The sequence below is a fragment of the Actinoplanes sp. NPDC004185 genome (assembly GCF_053603475.1).
This window is the reverse complement of sequence record NZ_JBSGFR010000036.1, coordinates 80,158-93,627: the sequence shown is the minus strand read 5'-3', so window position 1 is coordinate 93,627 and position 13,470 is coordinate 80,158. Positions and strand designations below refer to the sequence as shown.

13 protein-coding genes and 1 riboswitch are annotated in these 13,470 nt (G+C 71.9%); of the genes, 4 read left to right on the top strand and 9 right to left on the bottom strand.

What is annotated here, in order from left to right; all coding sequences use genetic code 11:
* Positions 1-81: 81 nt before the first annotated feature.
* Complete coding sequence (gene asnB, locus ACWEOZ_RS31440; RefSeq protein ID WP_451914283.1) at positions 82-2,010, bottom strand: asparagine synthase (glutamine-hydrolyzing); 1,929 nt, start codon at positions 2,008-2,010, stop codon at positions 82-84.
* A 156-nt stretch (positions 2,011-2,166) separates the two neighbouring features.
* Here asnB and ACWEOZ_RS31435 point away from each other — a divergent pair, with 156 nt between their 5' ends.
* On the top strand, positions 2,167-2,862 hold the full coding sequence (locus ACWEOZ_RS31435; protein WP_451914285.1) for a response regulator transcription factor: 696 nt from the start codon (positions 2,167-2,169) through the stop codon (positions 2,860-2,862).
* On the top strand, positions 2,859-4,646 hold the full coding sequence (locus tag ACWEOZ_RS31430) for a sensor histidine kinase (protein WP_451914282.1): 1,788 nt from the start codon (positions 2,859-2,861) through the stop codon (positions 4,644-4,646). The genes ACWEOZ_RS31435 and ACWEOZ_RS31430 overlap by 4 nt, the downstream gene beginning before the upstream one ends.
* Here ACWEOZ_RS31430 and ACWEOZ_RS31425 read toward each other — a convergent pair.
* Positions 4,624-7,122, bottom strand: a complete 2,499-nt coding sequence (locus ACWEOZ_RS31425) for a DEAD/DEAH box helicase (protein ID WP_451914281.1) — start codon at positions 7,120-7,122, stop codon at positions 4,624-4,626. The two genes, ACWEOZ_RS31430 and ACWEOZ_RS31425, sit on opposite strands and share 23 nt — an antisense overlap.
* Before the next feature lie 343 nt (positions 7,123-7,465).
* Between ACWEOZ_RS31425 and ACWEOZ_RS31420 the strand changes: the two genes are divergently transcribed.
* Complete coding sequence (locus ACWEOZ_RS31420; protein ID WP_451914280.1) at positions 7,466-8,020, top strand: hypothetical protein; 555 nt, start codon at positions 7,466-7,468, stop codon at positions 8,018-8,020.
* Here ACWEOZ_RS31420 and ACWEOZ_RS31415 read toward each other — a convergent pair.
* On the bottom strand, positions 7,986-8,456 hold the full coding sequence (locus ACWEOZ_RS31415) for a DUF1203 domain-containing protein (protein WP_451914279.1): 471 nt from the start codon (positions 8,454-8,456) through the stop codon (positions 7,986-7,988). The genes ACWEOZ_RS31420 and ACWEOZ_RS31415 overlap by 35 nt on opposite strands.
* A 76-nt stretch (positions 8,457-8,532) precedes the next feature.
* Between ACWEOZ_RS31415 and ACWEOZ_RS31410 the strand changes: the two genes are divergently transcribed.
* Positions 8,533-9,129, top strand: a complete 597-nt coding sequence (locus ACWEOZ_RS31410; RefSeq protein ID WP_451914278.1) for a GNAT family N-acetyltransferase — start codon at positions 8,533-8,535, stop codon at positions 9,127-9,129.
* On the opposite strand, the gene ACWEOZ_RS31405 is transcribed toward ACWEOZ_RS31410, so the two are convergent.
* The 6 genes from ACWEOZ_RS31405 to mgrA form a co-directional block, all read right to left on the bottom strand.
* Positions 9,074-9,718: a nucleotidyl transferase AbiEii/AbiGii toxin family protein gene (locus ACWEOZ_RS31405; RefSeq protein WP_451914277.1), complete on the bottom strand. Its 645-nt coding sequence runs from the start codon at positions 9,716-9,718 to the stop codon at positions 9,074-9,076. The two genes, ACWEOZ_RS31410 and ACWEOZ_RS31405, sit on opposite strands and share 56 nt — an antisense overlap.
* 58 nt (positions 9,719-9,776) lie before the next feature.
* Positions 9,777-10,271, bottom strand: a complete 495-nt coding sequence (locus ACWEOZ_RS31400) for an N-acetyltransferase family protein (RefSeq protein ID WP_451914276.1) — start codon at positions 10,269-10,271, stop codon at positions 9,777-9,779.
* A gap of 103 nt (positions 10,272-10,374) precedes the next feature.
* Positions 10,375-10,722, bottom strand: coding sequence for a hypothetical protein (locus ACWEOZ_RS31395; protein ID WP_451914275.1), 348 nt, complete (start codon positions 10,720-10,722; stop codon positions 10,375-10,377).
* Positions 10,723-10,842: 120 nt separating this feature from the next.
* Positions 10,843-11,589 carry a nucleotidyltransferase domain-containing protein gene (locus tag ACWEOZ_RS31390; RefSeq protein ID WP_451914274.1) on the bottom strand — a complete coding sequence of 249 codons (747 nt, stop codon included), beginning with the start codon at positions 11,587-11,589 and terminating at the stop codon, positions 10,843-10,845.
* Positions 11,586-12,260 (bottom strand): nucleotidyltransferase domain-containing protein, encoded by a 675-nt coding sequence (locus ACWEOZ_RS31385; protein WP_451914273.1) that lies wholly within the window; start codon positions 12,258-12,260, stop codon positions 11,586-11,588. Before ACWEOZ_RS31385 ends, ACWEOZ_RS31390 begins: the two co-directional genes overlap by 4 nt.
* Positions 12,257-13,267, bottom strand: coding sequence for an L-glyceraldehyde 3-phosphate reductase (mgrA, locus tag ACWEOZ_RS31380; protein ID WP_451914272.1), 1,011 nt, complete (start codon positions 13,265-13,267; stop codon positions 12,257-12,259). Before mgrA ends, ACWEOZ_RS31385 begins: the two co-directional genes overlap by 4 nt.
* A gap of 58 nt (positions 13,268-13,325) precedes the next feature.
* Positions 13,326-13,413: riboswitch (glycine riboswitch) on the top strand.
* The last annotated feature ends 57 nt before the right edge of the window (positions 13,414-13,470 follow it).

Here is a 13,470-nt window from a genome sequence, read left to right as displayed (position 1 = left end):
GACCGAGCGCGAGCGCCGCCGCGAGCATCCACCCCAGCCGTCCCACACCTGACCTTCGGACGGGGCGGCGCGTTGCTGAGCTCACGCGGCCGCGGTCGCCGCCGGCCGGGACATCGGCGGCGCCGGGTTCACCGACCGTTCCACCGTGATCGCGTGCCACAGGCAGAACATCGCCACCGTCCAGACCTTGCGGGAGTTGTCGGCCACGCCGGCCCGGTGCTCGGCCAGCAGCCGCTGGGCGTAGCCGAGGTCGAGCAGGTGCCCGGTCTGCGAACCGGTCATCAGCTCGCCGATCCAGTCGCCGATGCCACCCTTGAGCCACAGCCGGGTCGGGGTGGGGAAGCCCAGCTTGCGGCGGTCGCGCACCGACTCCGGCACGATGCCGCGCATGGCCTCGCGCAGCGCGTACTTGGTCGTGCGGCTGCCGGCCGGAAGCTTGAGCTCGGTGGGGAGTCCCGCCGCGGCCGCGTACACCGCCTGGTCCAGGAACGGCACGCGCAGCTCCAGCGAGTGCGCCATCGACATCCGGTCGGCCTTGGTCAGGATGTCGCCGGGTAGCCAGGTGTGCAGGTCCACGTACTGCATCGAGGCGACGTCGTCGACGTCGGCGGTCTCGGCGTACAGCTTGCTCGTGACCACCGTGTGCGGGTCGGCGGTGAAGCGCATCAGCTCCGCCTTCTCCGCGGGGGAGAAGATCCGGGCGTTGCCGTAATAGCGCTCCTCGATCGGCGTGGTGCCGCGCTCCAGGAAGCTGTGGCCCTTCACGCCCTCCGGGATGACCTTCGACAGGCTGCGCAGACCTCGCTTCATGCCGGCCGGCAGGCGCTCGATGCCGGCCAGCGACATCGGCTCGCGGTAGATCGTGTAGCCGCCGAACAGCTCGTCGGAGCCCTCCCCGGACAGCACCACGGTGACGTGCCGGGACGCCGTACGGGCCAGGAAGTACAGCGGCACCAGCGACGGGTCCGCGACCGGGTCGTCGAGCAGCTGCACGATGCGCGGCAGCTCCCGGATGACGTCGTCCTCGGTGACCACCGTCGGGGTCAGCCGCACCCCGAGCTGGTCCGCGGTGTGCTGGGCGATCTCGATCTCCGAGTAGCCCTCGTGGGCGAAACCGGCCGTGAACGCGTGCAGGTCCGGCTTGACCTCGGCGGCCAGCGCGACGATGGCCGACGAGTCCACCCCGCTGGACAGGAACGCCCCGACCGGCACCTCGGCGTGCAGGTGCTTGCGGACGCTGTCGCGCAGCGCGTCCCGGATGGCGTGGATCGCCACGTCCGGCCGGACGTGCAGCGGCCGCAGCGACGGCCGGAAATAACGGTCCAGGCGCAGGCCGCCGCCGGGGGTCCAGGTCATCCGGTGCCCCGGCGGCAGCCGCCGCACGTGCCGGTGCAGCGTCATGGGGTCCGGCACGTACTGCAGGGTCAGGTAGTGGGCCAGGGCGTCGGTGTCCAGGGCCGCCCCGGAGTCGCCGCTGAACGGCAGCAGCGCCTTGCGCTCACTGGCCAGGAACAGCCCGTCCGAGGTCTCCAGCAGGTACAGCGGCTTGATCCCGAACGGGTCGCGGGCGGCGTGCACGGTCCCGGTCCAGTGGTCGTACGCCACGAACGCGAACATCCCCCGCAGCCGCGACAGCGCCGCCGCCCCCCAGTACTGGACCGCCGCGGCCAGCACCTCGGTGTCGCCGTGGGTGGCGAACGTGGCGCCGTGCTCGCGGATCAGGTCCGCCCGCAGCTCCCGGTAGTTGTAGATCTCGCCGTTGAACACCATGGTCCAGCGCCCGGCCTGCGGACCGTCGAACGGGTAGTGCGCCGGCTGCCGGCTGTCCGCCACGTCCACGATCGCCAGCCGCTGGAAGCCGAAGGCCAGGCCGTCGCCGTACTCGACCTGCGTGTCGTCCGGCCCCCGGTGGTGCATCGTGGCCAGCGCCTCGGCGAAGGCGGCGGCCGACGCGGGGTCGGGGACACCGGCGTGCGCCCGGCTGCTCACGAACACGCTCAGACCACACATCGTGGCACTCCTTCGGTTGACGGCGGGTCTGCACCGTAGGAAGCCGGTTATGAAGGACCTGTGAGGAAGTGGCCGGGAATCGTGGACGCACCGGAACCGGACCGGATCCTCACCGGAATCTGACAATCGCCGCGGGGGTTGACCGCCTGGGTGAGAATCGCGTCCGTGACCGCCCGGATCCTGGTAGCCGACGACGACCCGAAGCACGCCCAGCTCATCCGCCTGTACCTGGAGCGTGAGGGCCACCACGTGCTCACCGTCGGCGACGGGCGGGCGGCGCTGGAGCAGGCCCGGGCCCGCCGGCCCGACCTGCTGGTCCTGGACGTCATGATGCCGCTGGTCGACGGGCTCGACGTGTGCCGGATCCTGCGGGCCGAGTCGTCGCCGGTCGCCATCCTGCTGGTGACCGCCCGCTCGTCGGAGAACGACATGCTGCTGGGCCTGGACATCGGCGCCGACGACTACCTGGCCAAGCCGGTCAGCCCGCGCGAGCTGACCGCCCGGGTCCGGGCCCTGCTGCGCCGCATCGGCACGGCCGACGGGCAGTCCGCGACGCTGCGCGTCGGTGATCTCGAGGTGGACGCCGGCCGTTTCGAGGTCCGGGTCGGCGGGGCCACGGTGCACCTGACCGCCAAGGAGTTCGGCATCGTCGAGCTGCTGGCCCGCGAGCCCGGCCGGGTCTTCACCCGGGGGCAGATCATCGACCGGACCTTCGGCTTCGAGCAGGACGTCTCCGAGCGGACGGTCGACGCCCACGTGGTCAACCTGCGCCGCAAGATCGAGGCCGACCCGGCCGAGCCGCGGTACGTGCAGACCGTGTACGGCCGCGGTTACCGGATGGCCGAGCAATGAGCTTCCGGCTGCGGATCTTCCTGCTGGTCATGGTCGTGGCCGTGACGGCGATCGGGGCGACCGCCTGGCTGACCCTGAACCTGACCTCCCGGGCCTTCAACGAGGCCCAGGCCAGCGCGGACCGGCACCGCTACGAGATCGCCGACGAGGTGGCCCGCTACGGCCTGCTGCGCGGGCGGTGGCCGGGTGTGGACAAGCTCGCCGCCGGGCTGTCCCGGCAGACCGGCCTGCACATCCGGCTCATCACCCTGGACCAGACGGTGCTGGTCGACACGGACAACCTCGCCGGCCGGGCCGCCGGCCCGGTGCGCCCGGGCCCGATGCTGATCGACCCCCGGCCGCAGCTGGAGGGCTGGGCCGGCGACAGCAGCCCACCGGCGCTGTCCGCTCTGCTCGCCAAGGGCGTCCCTGGCCGGCGGCTGCTGACGACCCCGCTGTTCGAGCCGGCCCGGGGCGGCGACCTGGAACGGACGCCGGTGGCGGGCATGCTGCGCCAGCTCGCCCAGTACCGGGCGGCACTGGTCGCCGTGCGCTGCATCGCCGACAAGAAGCCCGGCAGCGACGCCGTACTGGTGACCGACCGGGCGCCCTACCTGACCGGGCAGCAGCTCAAAGAGCACCCCGACTGCGTCAGCCGGGCGTCGAAGCTGGTGCTGGACGACCGCCGGCGCATCGACATCGACATGCTCACGTACCGGCAGTGCAGCGCCCCGGCGTCCCCGAAGGAGGACAACACCTGCGCGGCCACCACCTTCAACGACCGGGCCGGGGTGTCGGCCGCGCTGCCCCTGCAGCTCTATCTGGGCGCGCCCGCCGACACCGACGTCGGCCGGCTCGGCCGGCCCGCCGCCTTCGGCGCCGCCGGCCTGATCGTGGTAGCCCTGATCGGCACCGCCTGGATCGCGCGCGTGGTCAGCCATCCGGTACGCCGGCTCACCGAGGCCTCGCGGCTGCTCGCCGACGGCCGGCTCAGCGTCCGGGTGCCCACCTCCGGCCGCGGTGAGCTGGCCCGGCTGTCGCAGACCTTCAACGCCATGGCCGAGGCGGTGCAGCGCAGCGAGGAACGCCAGCGGCGGCTGGTGGCCGACGTCGCGCACGAGATGCGGACGCCGCTGTCGAACCTGCGCGGCTACCTCGAGGGCCTGTCCGACGGGGTGGTCGAGCCGAGCCGCGAGCTGTTCGTCTCGCTGCACGAGGAGACCATGCTGCAGCGGCGCATCCTGGACGACCTGCAGGTGCTGGCCCTGGCCGAGGTCGGCGACCTGCGCTACGCCAAGGGCCCGGTCGACCTGGCCGACCTGGTGCAGGTCGGCGCGACCGTGCACCGGGCGGTCGCGGCCGAGGCCGGCATCGCGCTGACCGTGGACGTGCCCGGCCCGGTGTGGGTCGAGGCGGACCCGGACCGGCTGCGCCAGGTCCTGGGCAACCTGCTGACCAACGCGGTGCGCTACACCGACACCGGCGGCCATGTCCTGGTACGCGTCCGTGAGCGCGGCGCCGAAGCCGTCCTGACCGTGCGGGACACCGGGGTCGGCATGACGCCGGAGGACCTGTTGCGCGTCTTCGACCGCTTCTGGCGCGCCGATCCGGCCCGGCAGCGGGCGACCGGCGGCAGCGGCCTGGGCCTGACCATCGCCCAGCGGATCGTGCGCGACCACGACGGCTACATCGAGGCCACCAGCGAACCGGGCGATGGCACCACCTTCACCGTGTGCCTGCCGCTGCGCCCGGCAGCGGCGGCCGGTGCGGACCCGTCACCGCTCAGTGCGGGCCCACCGCCGTGATCCGGATCGCCGCCGCGCCGAGCTCGTCGCTGGCCGCCAGGTCGACCTCGGCCTCGATGCCCCAGTCGTGGTCGCCCTCGGGGTCCTCGAAGACCTGCCGCACCTTCCACACCGTGGGCGTGGTCTCGATGTGCAGCAGCGCCGGCCCGCGCGCCGAGGGCCCGGTGCCGACCACCGGATACTCGGCGTAGTAGTCCTCCAGGGCTTCGATCCAGCGATCGGTGTTCCAGCCCGACTCGGCGTCCAGCTCGCCCAGGTCCTCGGCCCGGCGCAGGGCGAACAGCTCGACCCGGCGGAACATCGCGTTGCGCACCAGCACCCGGAACGCCCGCACGTTGCGGGTGACCGCCGGCGGCTTGTCGTCCAGCGGGGACACCTCGACGATCTCGGCGCCGGGGTTGCGCAGCCGCTCCCACTCGTCGAGCAGGCTGGAGTCGACCTGGCGGACCAGCTCGCCCAGCCACTCGATCAGGTCGGTGAGCTCCTCGGTGCGGGCGTCCTCGGGCACGGTCTGGCGCAGTGCCCGGAACGCGTCCGCGAGATACCGCAGGACCAGACCCTCGGAACGGGACAGCCCGTAGAACGAGACGTACTCGGTGAAGGTCATCGCGCGTTCGTACATGTCGCGGACGACGGCCTTGGGCTTGATCTCGTAGTCGGCGACCCACGGGTGCCCGCCCCGGTACGTCTCGTACGCACCCTCCAGCAGCGGCAGCAGCGGCTTGGGGTAGGTGACCTCCTCGAGGAGCTCCATCCGCTGGTCGTACTCGATGCCCTCGGCCTTCATCGCGTTGACGGCTTCGCCCTTGGCCTTGAACTGCTGCGCGGACAGCACCTGGCGGGGGTCCTCCAGGGTGGCCTCGATGACCGAGACCACGTCCAGCGGATACTCCGGGGACTCCCGGTCGAGCAGCTCCAGGCAGGCCAGCGCGAACGGCGACAGGGCCTGGTTGAGCGCGAAGTCGATCTGCAGGTCCTCGGTGAGGCGGTAGCGGATGCCGTCGTCGGTCTCGACCCGCTCGATGACCCCACCGGCCAGCAGCGCCCGGGCGATGGCCAGGGCCCGGCGGATGTGCCGGCGCTGCGCGGCCGGCTCCTCGTGGTTGTCGGTGAGCAGGTGCCGCATCGCCGCGAACGGGTCGCCGCCGCGGACCAGCACGTTGAGCAGCATCGCGTGCGACACCTGGAACGACGAGGTCAGCGGCTCGGGGTCGGCGGCCACCAGCCGGTCGAAGGTCGGCTGTCCCCAGCCGATGGTGCCCTCCGGCGGCTTCTTGCGGACCACCTTGCGGCGCTTCTTCGGGTCGTCGCCGGCCTTGGCCAGCATCCGCTCGTTGTCGATGACGTGCTCGGGGGCCTGCACGATGACCGTGCCGAGAGTGTCGTAGCCGGCCCGCCCGGCCCGGCCGGCGATCTGGTGGAACTCGCGGGCCTTGAGCAGCCGGGTGCGGACCCCGTCGTACTTGCTCAGGCCGGTGAACAGCACGGTGCGGATGGGCACGTTGATGCCGACGCCGAGGGTGTCCGTACCGCAGATGACCTTGAGCAGGCCCGCCTGCGCGAGGGTCTCGACCAGCCGGCGGTACTTGGGCAGCATGCCGGCGTGGTGCACGCCGATGCCGTGGCGCACCAGCCGGCTCAGGGTGCGCCCGAAGCCGGCGGTGAACCGGAAGCTGCCGATGGCGGCGGCGATCGCGTCCTTCTCGGCCCGGGTGCACATGTTGATGCTCATCAGCGACTGGGCGCGTTCCAGGGCGGCGGCCTGGGTGAAGTGCACGATGTAGACCGGGGCCTGCCGGGTGGTCAGCAGCTCCTCGATGGTCTCGTGCAGCGGGGTCATCGCGTACTGGAAGACCAGCGGGACGGGCCGCTCGGTGTTGCTGACCACGGCCGTGGGCCGCCCGGTGCGCCGGCTCAGGTCGTCGACGAAGCGGGTGGTGTCGCCCAGGGTCGCCGACATCAGGATGAACTGGGCCTGCGGCAGCTCGATCAGCGGCACCTGCCAGGCCCAGCCCCGGTCGGGCTCGGCGTAGAAGTGGAACTCGTCCATCACGACCTGGCCGACGTCGGCGTCGGCGCCCTCGCGCAGGGCCAGGTTGGCCAGGATCTCCGCGGTGCAGCAGATGATCGGGGCGTCCGCGTTGACGCTGGCGTCACCGGTGAGCATGCCGACGTTGTGCGCGCCGAAGACCGCGCACAGGGCGAAGAACTTCTCGCTGACCAGCGCCTTGATCGGCGCGGTGTAGAAGGTGGTGCGCTTGTCGGCCAGGGCGGCGAAGTGCGCGCCGGTGGCGACCAGGCTCTTGCCCGAGCCGGTGGGGGTGTTGAGGATGACGTTCGCCCCGGTGGCGATCTCGATGAGCGCCTCCTCCTGGTGCGGGTAGAGCGTCAGTCCCTGCTCGCTCACCCAGCTCTGGAAGGCGTCGAAGACGGCGTCGGGTTCGGCGGTGCCGGGCAGGCGGTCGGTGAGCGTCATGATGAGACCACCCTATCCGTCGCGCTTTTCCCAGCACCGTGGCCGGGCGCTGATCGCGCCCGGCCACGGAAGGGGACCCTGCTGTGGAGTTGCTGACGATCCGCTAGACGCCGAACGCCGAGTAGATCGGGCCGGCGACGCTGCCCGCGAGGCCGATGACGGCGGCGACGACGGCGATGGTGGAACCGATTCGAAGGCGCATTCCGGGAGCTCCTCTGGTGCGGTGGTGGCCTCGCTGCACAGAGAATTCGCTCCGCCGGGTGCGGAACGGGACACACCGGGTTGCCGATCGGTTGCAGAATGTATCGACACCTCTCAATGCCCACTGACCTTCGGAGGTCCCGTGAAATCCCTCGCCGTCCTCGGCGCCGCGCTGGTGCTCACCACCGCCGCCGCCCAGGCCCCGTCCGCCCCGGCTCCCTGCACCGCGCAGGTGCAGCTCAACCCCGGCTTCGAGCGCGGGACAGCCGGCTGGACCGCCGGCCCCCGCATGGTGGTGCTGGGCACGCCGGAGCGCCCCGCGCACACCGGCCGGGCGTACGCGACCTTCGCCGGCCTCGACGTCACCCGCACCGACCTGCTGCGCTCCACGGTGACGATCCCGGCCGGCTGCGGCCTCGACGTGAGGTTCTTCGCCCGGGCGAGCTCCACCGAGACCAGCCGCAGCGACTACCTCAACATGGGCCTCGCCGTGTCCGGCGAGCCACCCAAGACCCGCTTCTCCTTCGCCTTCGACATGCGCACCGACTGGCAGCAGTACAGCGCCACGGCCTCCACCGCGGCCACCGAGCGCACCGCGACCATCACCTTCTTCGGCAGCGAGTCCGCGGGCGGCGGCGCGACCACCTTCGACGTGGACGACGTCACCGCGACGCTGCGCCCGCAGGCAACACGCTGAACATGTAGCAGCCGTAGACCACGTTGCGGCTGTGCACCAGCACCACGCCCGGCTCGGCCAGCACGGCGGTCAGCGCCGCCACCGGATCACCACCGTCGTGCTGCCGGCTGGCCGGATGGATCCGCCCGGCGCTGTCGTAGGCCCGCAGCACCTGCGCGCGGCCGTACCAGTCGCCCGGATAGGGCAGCTCGCCCGCCGGGCCGCCGCAGGGTGCGGCGTGGGCGAACACCGCACCCTTCTCCCGGTACGGCGATGCGGGCAGCGGCGGCTCGTAGTTGAACAGCAGAAGTCCCTCACCGGCGGCCGCGTCGCGCAGGCAGCACCGCAAGGGCTCACCCCCGCCCGCACAGCGCCGTTCGGCCGCGGGGTCGGCCCGGACCTGGGCGAGCAGGCTGGGGGAGAGGGCATCGATCCGGTACGCGATGGTCGTCGTCATGACCTCATCCTGCTGCGCCGCCCGGCCGGTGGTCTGGCGGTATTCGGACGGTCGCCTCGCGGGCACACTGAGACCCATGGACGTCGTGCTGGCACCTTTCACCCGAGACTCGCTGCCCGCCGTGCAGCCCTGGTTCGAGCACCCGGAGGTCGACCGCCGGCTGGGCGGCCCGCAATGGCCGGTCCGCAGCCTGGAACTGGCCGGCACGGGCATCGGCGATTCGTTCCGCGGCCGCCGGGTGCTGCGCGACCACTCCTGGGTGGCGTACGACCCGTCCGGGGTGGTGGTCGCCTACATCGGCGGCGACGTGTACGACCGCTGGAGCCGGTACTCCGAAGGGCCGGACGGTGCCGTGGTCGACGCGGTGGAGCCGGGCCCGAGCATGGGCCTGGCATACGTCGTCGATCCGCGGCGGTGGGGGCACGGCTTCGGAACCGCGGCGCTGCTCGCCGTCATGGCCGCGCCGGAGGTGGCCGACGTGGTGCTGTTCGCGGCCGGGGTCGAACCGGACAATGTGGCGAGTGCCCGCTGCGCGGCGGCGGCGGGCATGCGCCCGGACCGCACGGAACCGGACTGGGAGGGATTCATCCACTACATCCGGCGACGTGAACCTCTCTCTAGCGGGGCCAGGCCGCCAGCCGCTCCCGCACCCCCCGGACCTGCTCCGCGCTGAGTCCGTAGACGGCGAACCGGGCGTCGTCGAGCCGGTCCAGATACCGGCCCGCGTCGGCCACCTCGTCGTCGTCCAGGCCGGGGTCCAGCGCCCGGGCCAGCTCCAGCACCCGCGTGAGCGGATACCGCTCCAGCGCGGCCGCCACGTCGATGTAGTCCCGCACCTCACGCCGGTTGACCAGCGCCGCGACCTTGGACGCGACCAGGTCGTCCAGGTGCATCACCGGGCCCACGTCCATCACCACCGGCGCGCGGCTGCGGTCCAGCCGGGTCAGGGTCAGCCGCAGCGCGCGGGTGCCGTCGGCCACGTGGTATTCGCGCAGGTCGTCGTCCATGCCCTCGAAGAGCTCGTCGGCGACCTCGCGGAACACCTGGTAGCCGGCCTCGGTCAGGGCGGCGGTGACCTGCCCGGCGGCGGCCTCGACGGCCCCGGCGGTGTCGGTGAACAGGTCGATGTCCTCGGTCGGGCGCTGCACGAGGCCGTTGACCAGCCAGGCGACACCGCCGCCGAGCACGAAGCCGTGCTTCTCCCCGACGGTCAGGGCGATGGTGGCGACGTCACGGTAGAAGTCGTCGATGTTCCCGCTCACCCGGGCGACGCTAGCGGATCAGCCCTGCGGGGCTGCTGCGACCGGCCGGGGCGGTCCGTCACCCGTGCACCTGCCGGCCCATTGAGAGACCGGAGCTCGTGTATCCGTACCGGCCGTAGAACCGCACGGCTCCGGCGTTGCGGTGATGGATCCCCGCGGACAGATAGGTGATCCCCGCGGTGGACGCCCACTGCTCCGCGGCGCTGAGCAACGCCGAGCCGACACCTCGGCCGCGCGCGTCCTCGGCGACCACCGTGTGGATCTGCGCCGAGGGTTCCGGACGCAGGATCTGATGGTCCGGCGGCTCGGGGCTGCGTACCACCTCGACCATCCCGGCGACCCGGCCCGCGACCTCAGCGACCAGCACGGCGTGCCCGGCCGGCCCCTCGGCCAGGAGCGCGGCGAAGTGTCGTCGCACCGCTTCCGGCTCGGGGATGCGGTAGGCCTGCGGGTCCAAGGCCAGGTGGGCCTCGGCGTTGGCCACCCTCAGCCGCACGAGGGCGTCGACATCGGACGTGGTGGCGGGCCGCACGGTGGGGTTGTTCGCTGGCACCTCGCGGAACCTACTGGATCGACGCGGACGTCGGCACCTGCGGACGGCGTCGCGGAACCGGGCAGCTCCGGGCTGCCGATCTCGCCCTCGCGGGGCTCCGGGCTCAGGCGGCGGTGACCCGGCGCAGCACCGGGTGGCGGGCCTCCCAGGCGGCGCGGACGCCGCGCGGCAGGTTGAGCTCCGGCCAGATCCGCACCAGCGTCGGCCCGTGGAGGTAGTTGCGCAGCTCGTCGACGCGGACGGCCTCGCGCAGCACGTTCTCGTACATCCAGAGCAGCATGGTGGGCTGGTCCAGGTCGAAGGTGCGGACCGGATTCCACCACAGCCGCAGGGGCAGCTCGGCCACGCCATGGGCCGGGCCGGTCAGCTCGCCGAGGGTGCCCGCCACGAGCACCGGCCGGTGGGGCCGGGCGAGGTGGACCGCCGGAGCGTCGGGCGCGGTGGTGGGCATGGGACCAGGGTAGACCGCCGACCCCGTCGAACGATAACTCCTAGAGTCCTAGGATGCCTTAGACGCAGTGCGGCAAGCCGCACCAGACACAGAAACGACCGCCTGCGGCGGACGACAAAACTAAGAAAGGCGGGTCCGGACGACCAGCTGGTGCAGCGCCTCGACGGCATCCCGGTCGGCATGCTCCGGCAGGACGGAGCTGTCCCGTGCCGCTTCCAGCTCGGTCCGCAGCCGGGGGATGTCCCGGGCCAGATCACTGCGGACGGCGGACGGGAACGGGCCGTGCTCGGCCTCGCGCTTGCGGCCGATCAGCTCCGGCACGTATGCCAGGCCGGTGCCGAGCAGGCCGAGGTCGGTCTCCAGCTCGCCGGTCCGCATGAGGTGCAGCCCGGTGAGCAGCACCCGCAGCGTGTACAGCGCCGGCTTGAGCTCGCCGGTGCGGTCGAAGAGCCGTTCCTGGGTCGCCGCGAAGCCCAGGTAGTGGTGGGCGTGGTGGCGGGTGATCAGCGCCGGGGCCAGCGCCTTCAGCTCGTCGTGGACCGGGGAGGTGGCGACCACCAGCGGGGACAGCAGCTGTTCCAGCACGTAGCCGTTGCGGCCGGTCAGCAGGCGGGCGAACTTGAGCAGGTCGTGGCTGACCACGTCGAGTTCGACGCCGTCGCGCCAGCCGTCGGACTGCAGGGTCTCCGGGCCGGTGCGCAGGCCGACGACCTCGGCCGCCGGCAGCAGGTGGGCCGCGCGCAGGTCCAGGTCGGAGTCGGCTGACGCGAAGCCGTACAGGTGGGCGCCGCTCACGGTCGCGAAGATCAGGGGGTAGGGCAGGTCGGCGGCGACCTGGCCGGCCCAGTTCGGCACGTCGATGGTCATGGCAGACCCCTTTCCCGTACGGCGTGGAGCAGCGCGTCGACGGCGGCCCGGTCGGGCGTTTCGGGCAGGGCGGTGCGCGCGGCCGCCTCGTCCAGGTCGGCCAGCAGGTCGGCGGCCCACGCGGTCACCGATTCCCACGGCACGTCGCCGTTCTTGACGGCCAGCAGGCGTTCGCGCAGCGGTGACACGTCGACGAGCACCTCGCCGGTCCGCAGGACGTGGGCGCCGGCCAGCAGCAGCCGGATCATGTGCATGGCCTGTTTGTGGTTGGTGTCGCCGGTGCGCCGGCGCCGGGAGTCGACGCGTTTGAGCTGGTCGCGGGCGTACGCGCCGTAGGTGTCGGCGACGCGCCGGGACAGGAACGCCTGCCGGGTGGCCAGCAGGTGTTCGCCGTCGGCGGTGACCGCGGTGATCAGGGGTGACCAGAGGACTTCGAGCACGGTCGGGTTGCCCTGCAGGGCCAGGGTGCAGAAGCGCTCGATCTCCCAGGAGAACTGTTCCTCGGCCGGGCCGTCGAGGTGGGTCGGTGGCTTGTCGAGGTGCCAGAACAGGTCGGTGGGGGCGGCGTACACGCCCCGGCGGTCGTGGTCGGAGCCCGGGCCGGCGAGGCCGTACGCGCGGGAGCCGACCACGACCGCGAGGATCGTGTGGTCGGTGACGAGGGTGGTCACAGGTCCAGGCTGGTGCCGTCGATCGCCTGCAGGTCGTCGTCGCTGAGGTCGAGCTTGTCCAGGGCGGCGACGTTGGTCTCGAGCTGTTCGACGCTGCTGGCCCCGATGATCAGGCTGGTCATGCGCTGGTCGCGCAGGGCCCAGGCGAGGGCCATCTGGGCCAGGGACTGGCCGCGCCGCTGGGCGATGTCGTTGAGGTTGTGGATGCGGCCCATGGTGGGCTTGTCCAGGTCGCTCTCGTTGAGGAAGACACTGGTGCGGACCCGGGAGTCGTCGGGGATGCCGCCGAGGTAGCGGTCGGTGAGCAGGCCCTGCTGCAGGGGGCTGAAGGCGATGCAGCCGGCGCCGACGGCTTCGAGGGTGTCGAGCAGGTGGTCCTTCTCGATCCAGCGGTTGAGGATGGAGTAGGACGGCTGGTGGATCAGCAGGGGGGTGCCGAGCTCCTGCAGGATGGCGGCGGCGCGGGCGGTCTGTTCGGCGTTGTAGTTGCTGATGCCGACGTAGAGGGCCTTGCCGGAGCGGACGACGGCGTCGAGGGCGCCCATGGTCTCTTCCAACGGGGTGTCCGGGTCGGGGCGGTGGTGGTAGAAGATGTCGACGTAGTCGAGGCCGAGGCGGCGCAGGGACTGGTCGAGCGACGAGACCAGGTATTTGCGGGAGCCCCACTCTCCGTAGGGGCCGTTCCACATGTGGTAGCCGGCCTTGGTGGAGACGACGAGCTCGTCGCGGTGGTGGCGGAAGTCGGTGGCCAGGATGCGGCCGAAGTTCTCCTCGGCGCTGCCGGGTGGCGGGCCGTAGTTGTTGGCCAGGTCGAAGTGGGTGACGCCGAGGTCGAAGGCGCGGCGGGTGATGTCGCGCTGGCGTTCGATCGGGCGGGCGTCGCCGAAGTTGTGCCACAGGCCGAGGCTGATGGCGGGCAGCTTGAGCCCGCTGCGCCCGGCGCGGCGGTAGGTCATGGTGTCGTAGCGACTCGGCGCAGCCGAATAAGAGGGATCAGAATAGGTCACACACCACACCCTAGGGACACATGATCGAAACGTGCGCGCTGGTAGGTTCGTAGGTGCCGTACACCGCGCGGGAGAGACCATCTCGGTGGCGCCGAAGGGGCAAATCCTCCCCGGAACCTCTCAGGCAAAAGGACCGCGCAGGTAGGCGACTCTGGAGTGCCCTATGGGTATGACAGAGGGGGAGGTTGCGTCCGCCGACCTCT

Bases quoted from the DNA above. Each gene is read 5' to 3' on its own strand.
- asnB (WP_451914283.1), bottom strand. From the start codon at position 2,010: ATGTGTGGTCTGAGCGTGTTCGTGAGCAGCCGGGCGCACGCCGGTGTC.
- ACWEOZ_RS31430 (WP_451914282.1), top strand. From the start codon at position 2,859: ATGAGCTTCCGGCTGCGGATCTTCCTGCTGGTCATGGTCGTGGCCGTG.
- ACWEOZ_RS31425 (WP_451914281.1), bottom strand. From the start codon at position 7,122: ATGACGCTCACCGACCGCCTGCCCGGCACCGCCGAACCCGACGCCGTC.
- ACWEOZ_RS31415 (WP_451914279.1), bottom strand. From the start codon at position 8,456: ATGACGACGACCATCGCGTACCGGATCGATGCCCTCTCCCCCAGCCTG.
- ACWEOZ_RS31410 (WP_451914278.1), top strand. From the start codon at position 8,533: ATGGACGTCGTGCTGGCACCTTTCACCCGAGACTCGCTGCCCGCCGTG.
- ACWEOZ_RS31395 (WP_451914275.1), bottom strand. From the start codon at position 10,722: ATGCCCACCACCGCGCCCGACGCTCCGGCGGTCCACCTCGCCCGGCCC.
- ACWEOZ_RS31390 (WP_451914274.1), bottom strand. From the start codon at position 11,589: ATGACCATCGACGTGCCGAACTGGGCCGGCCAGGTCGCCGCCGACCTG.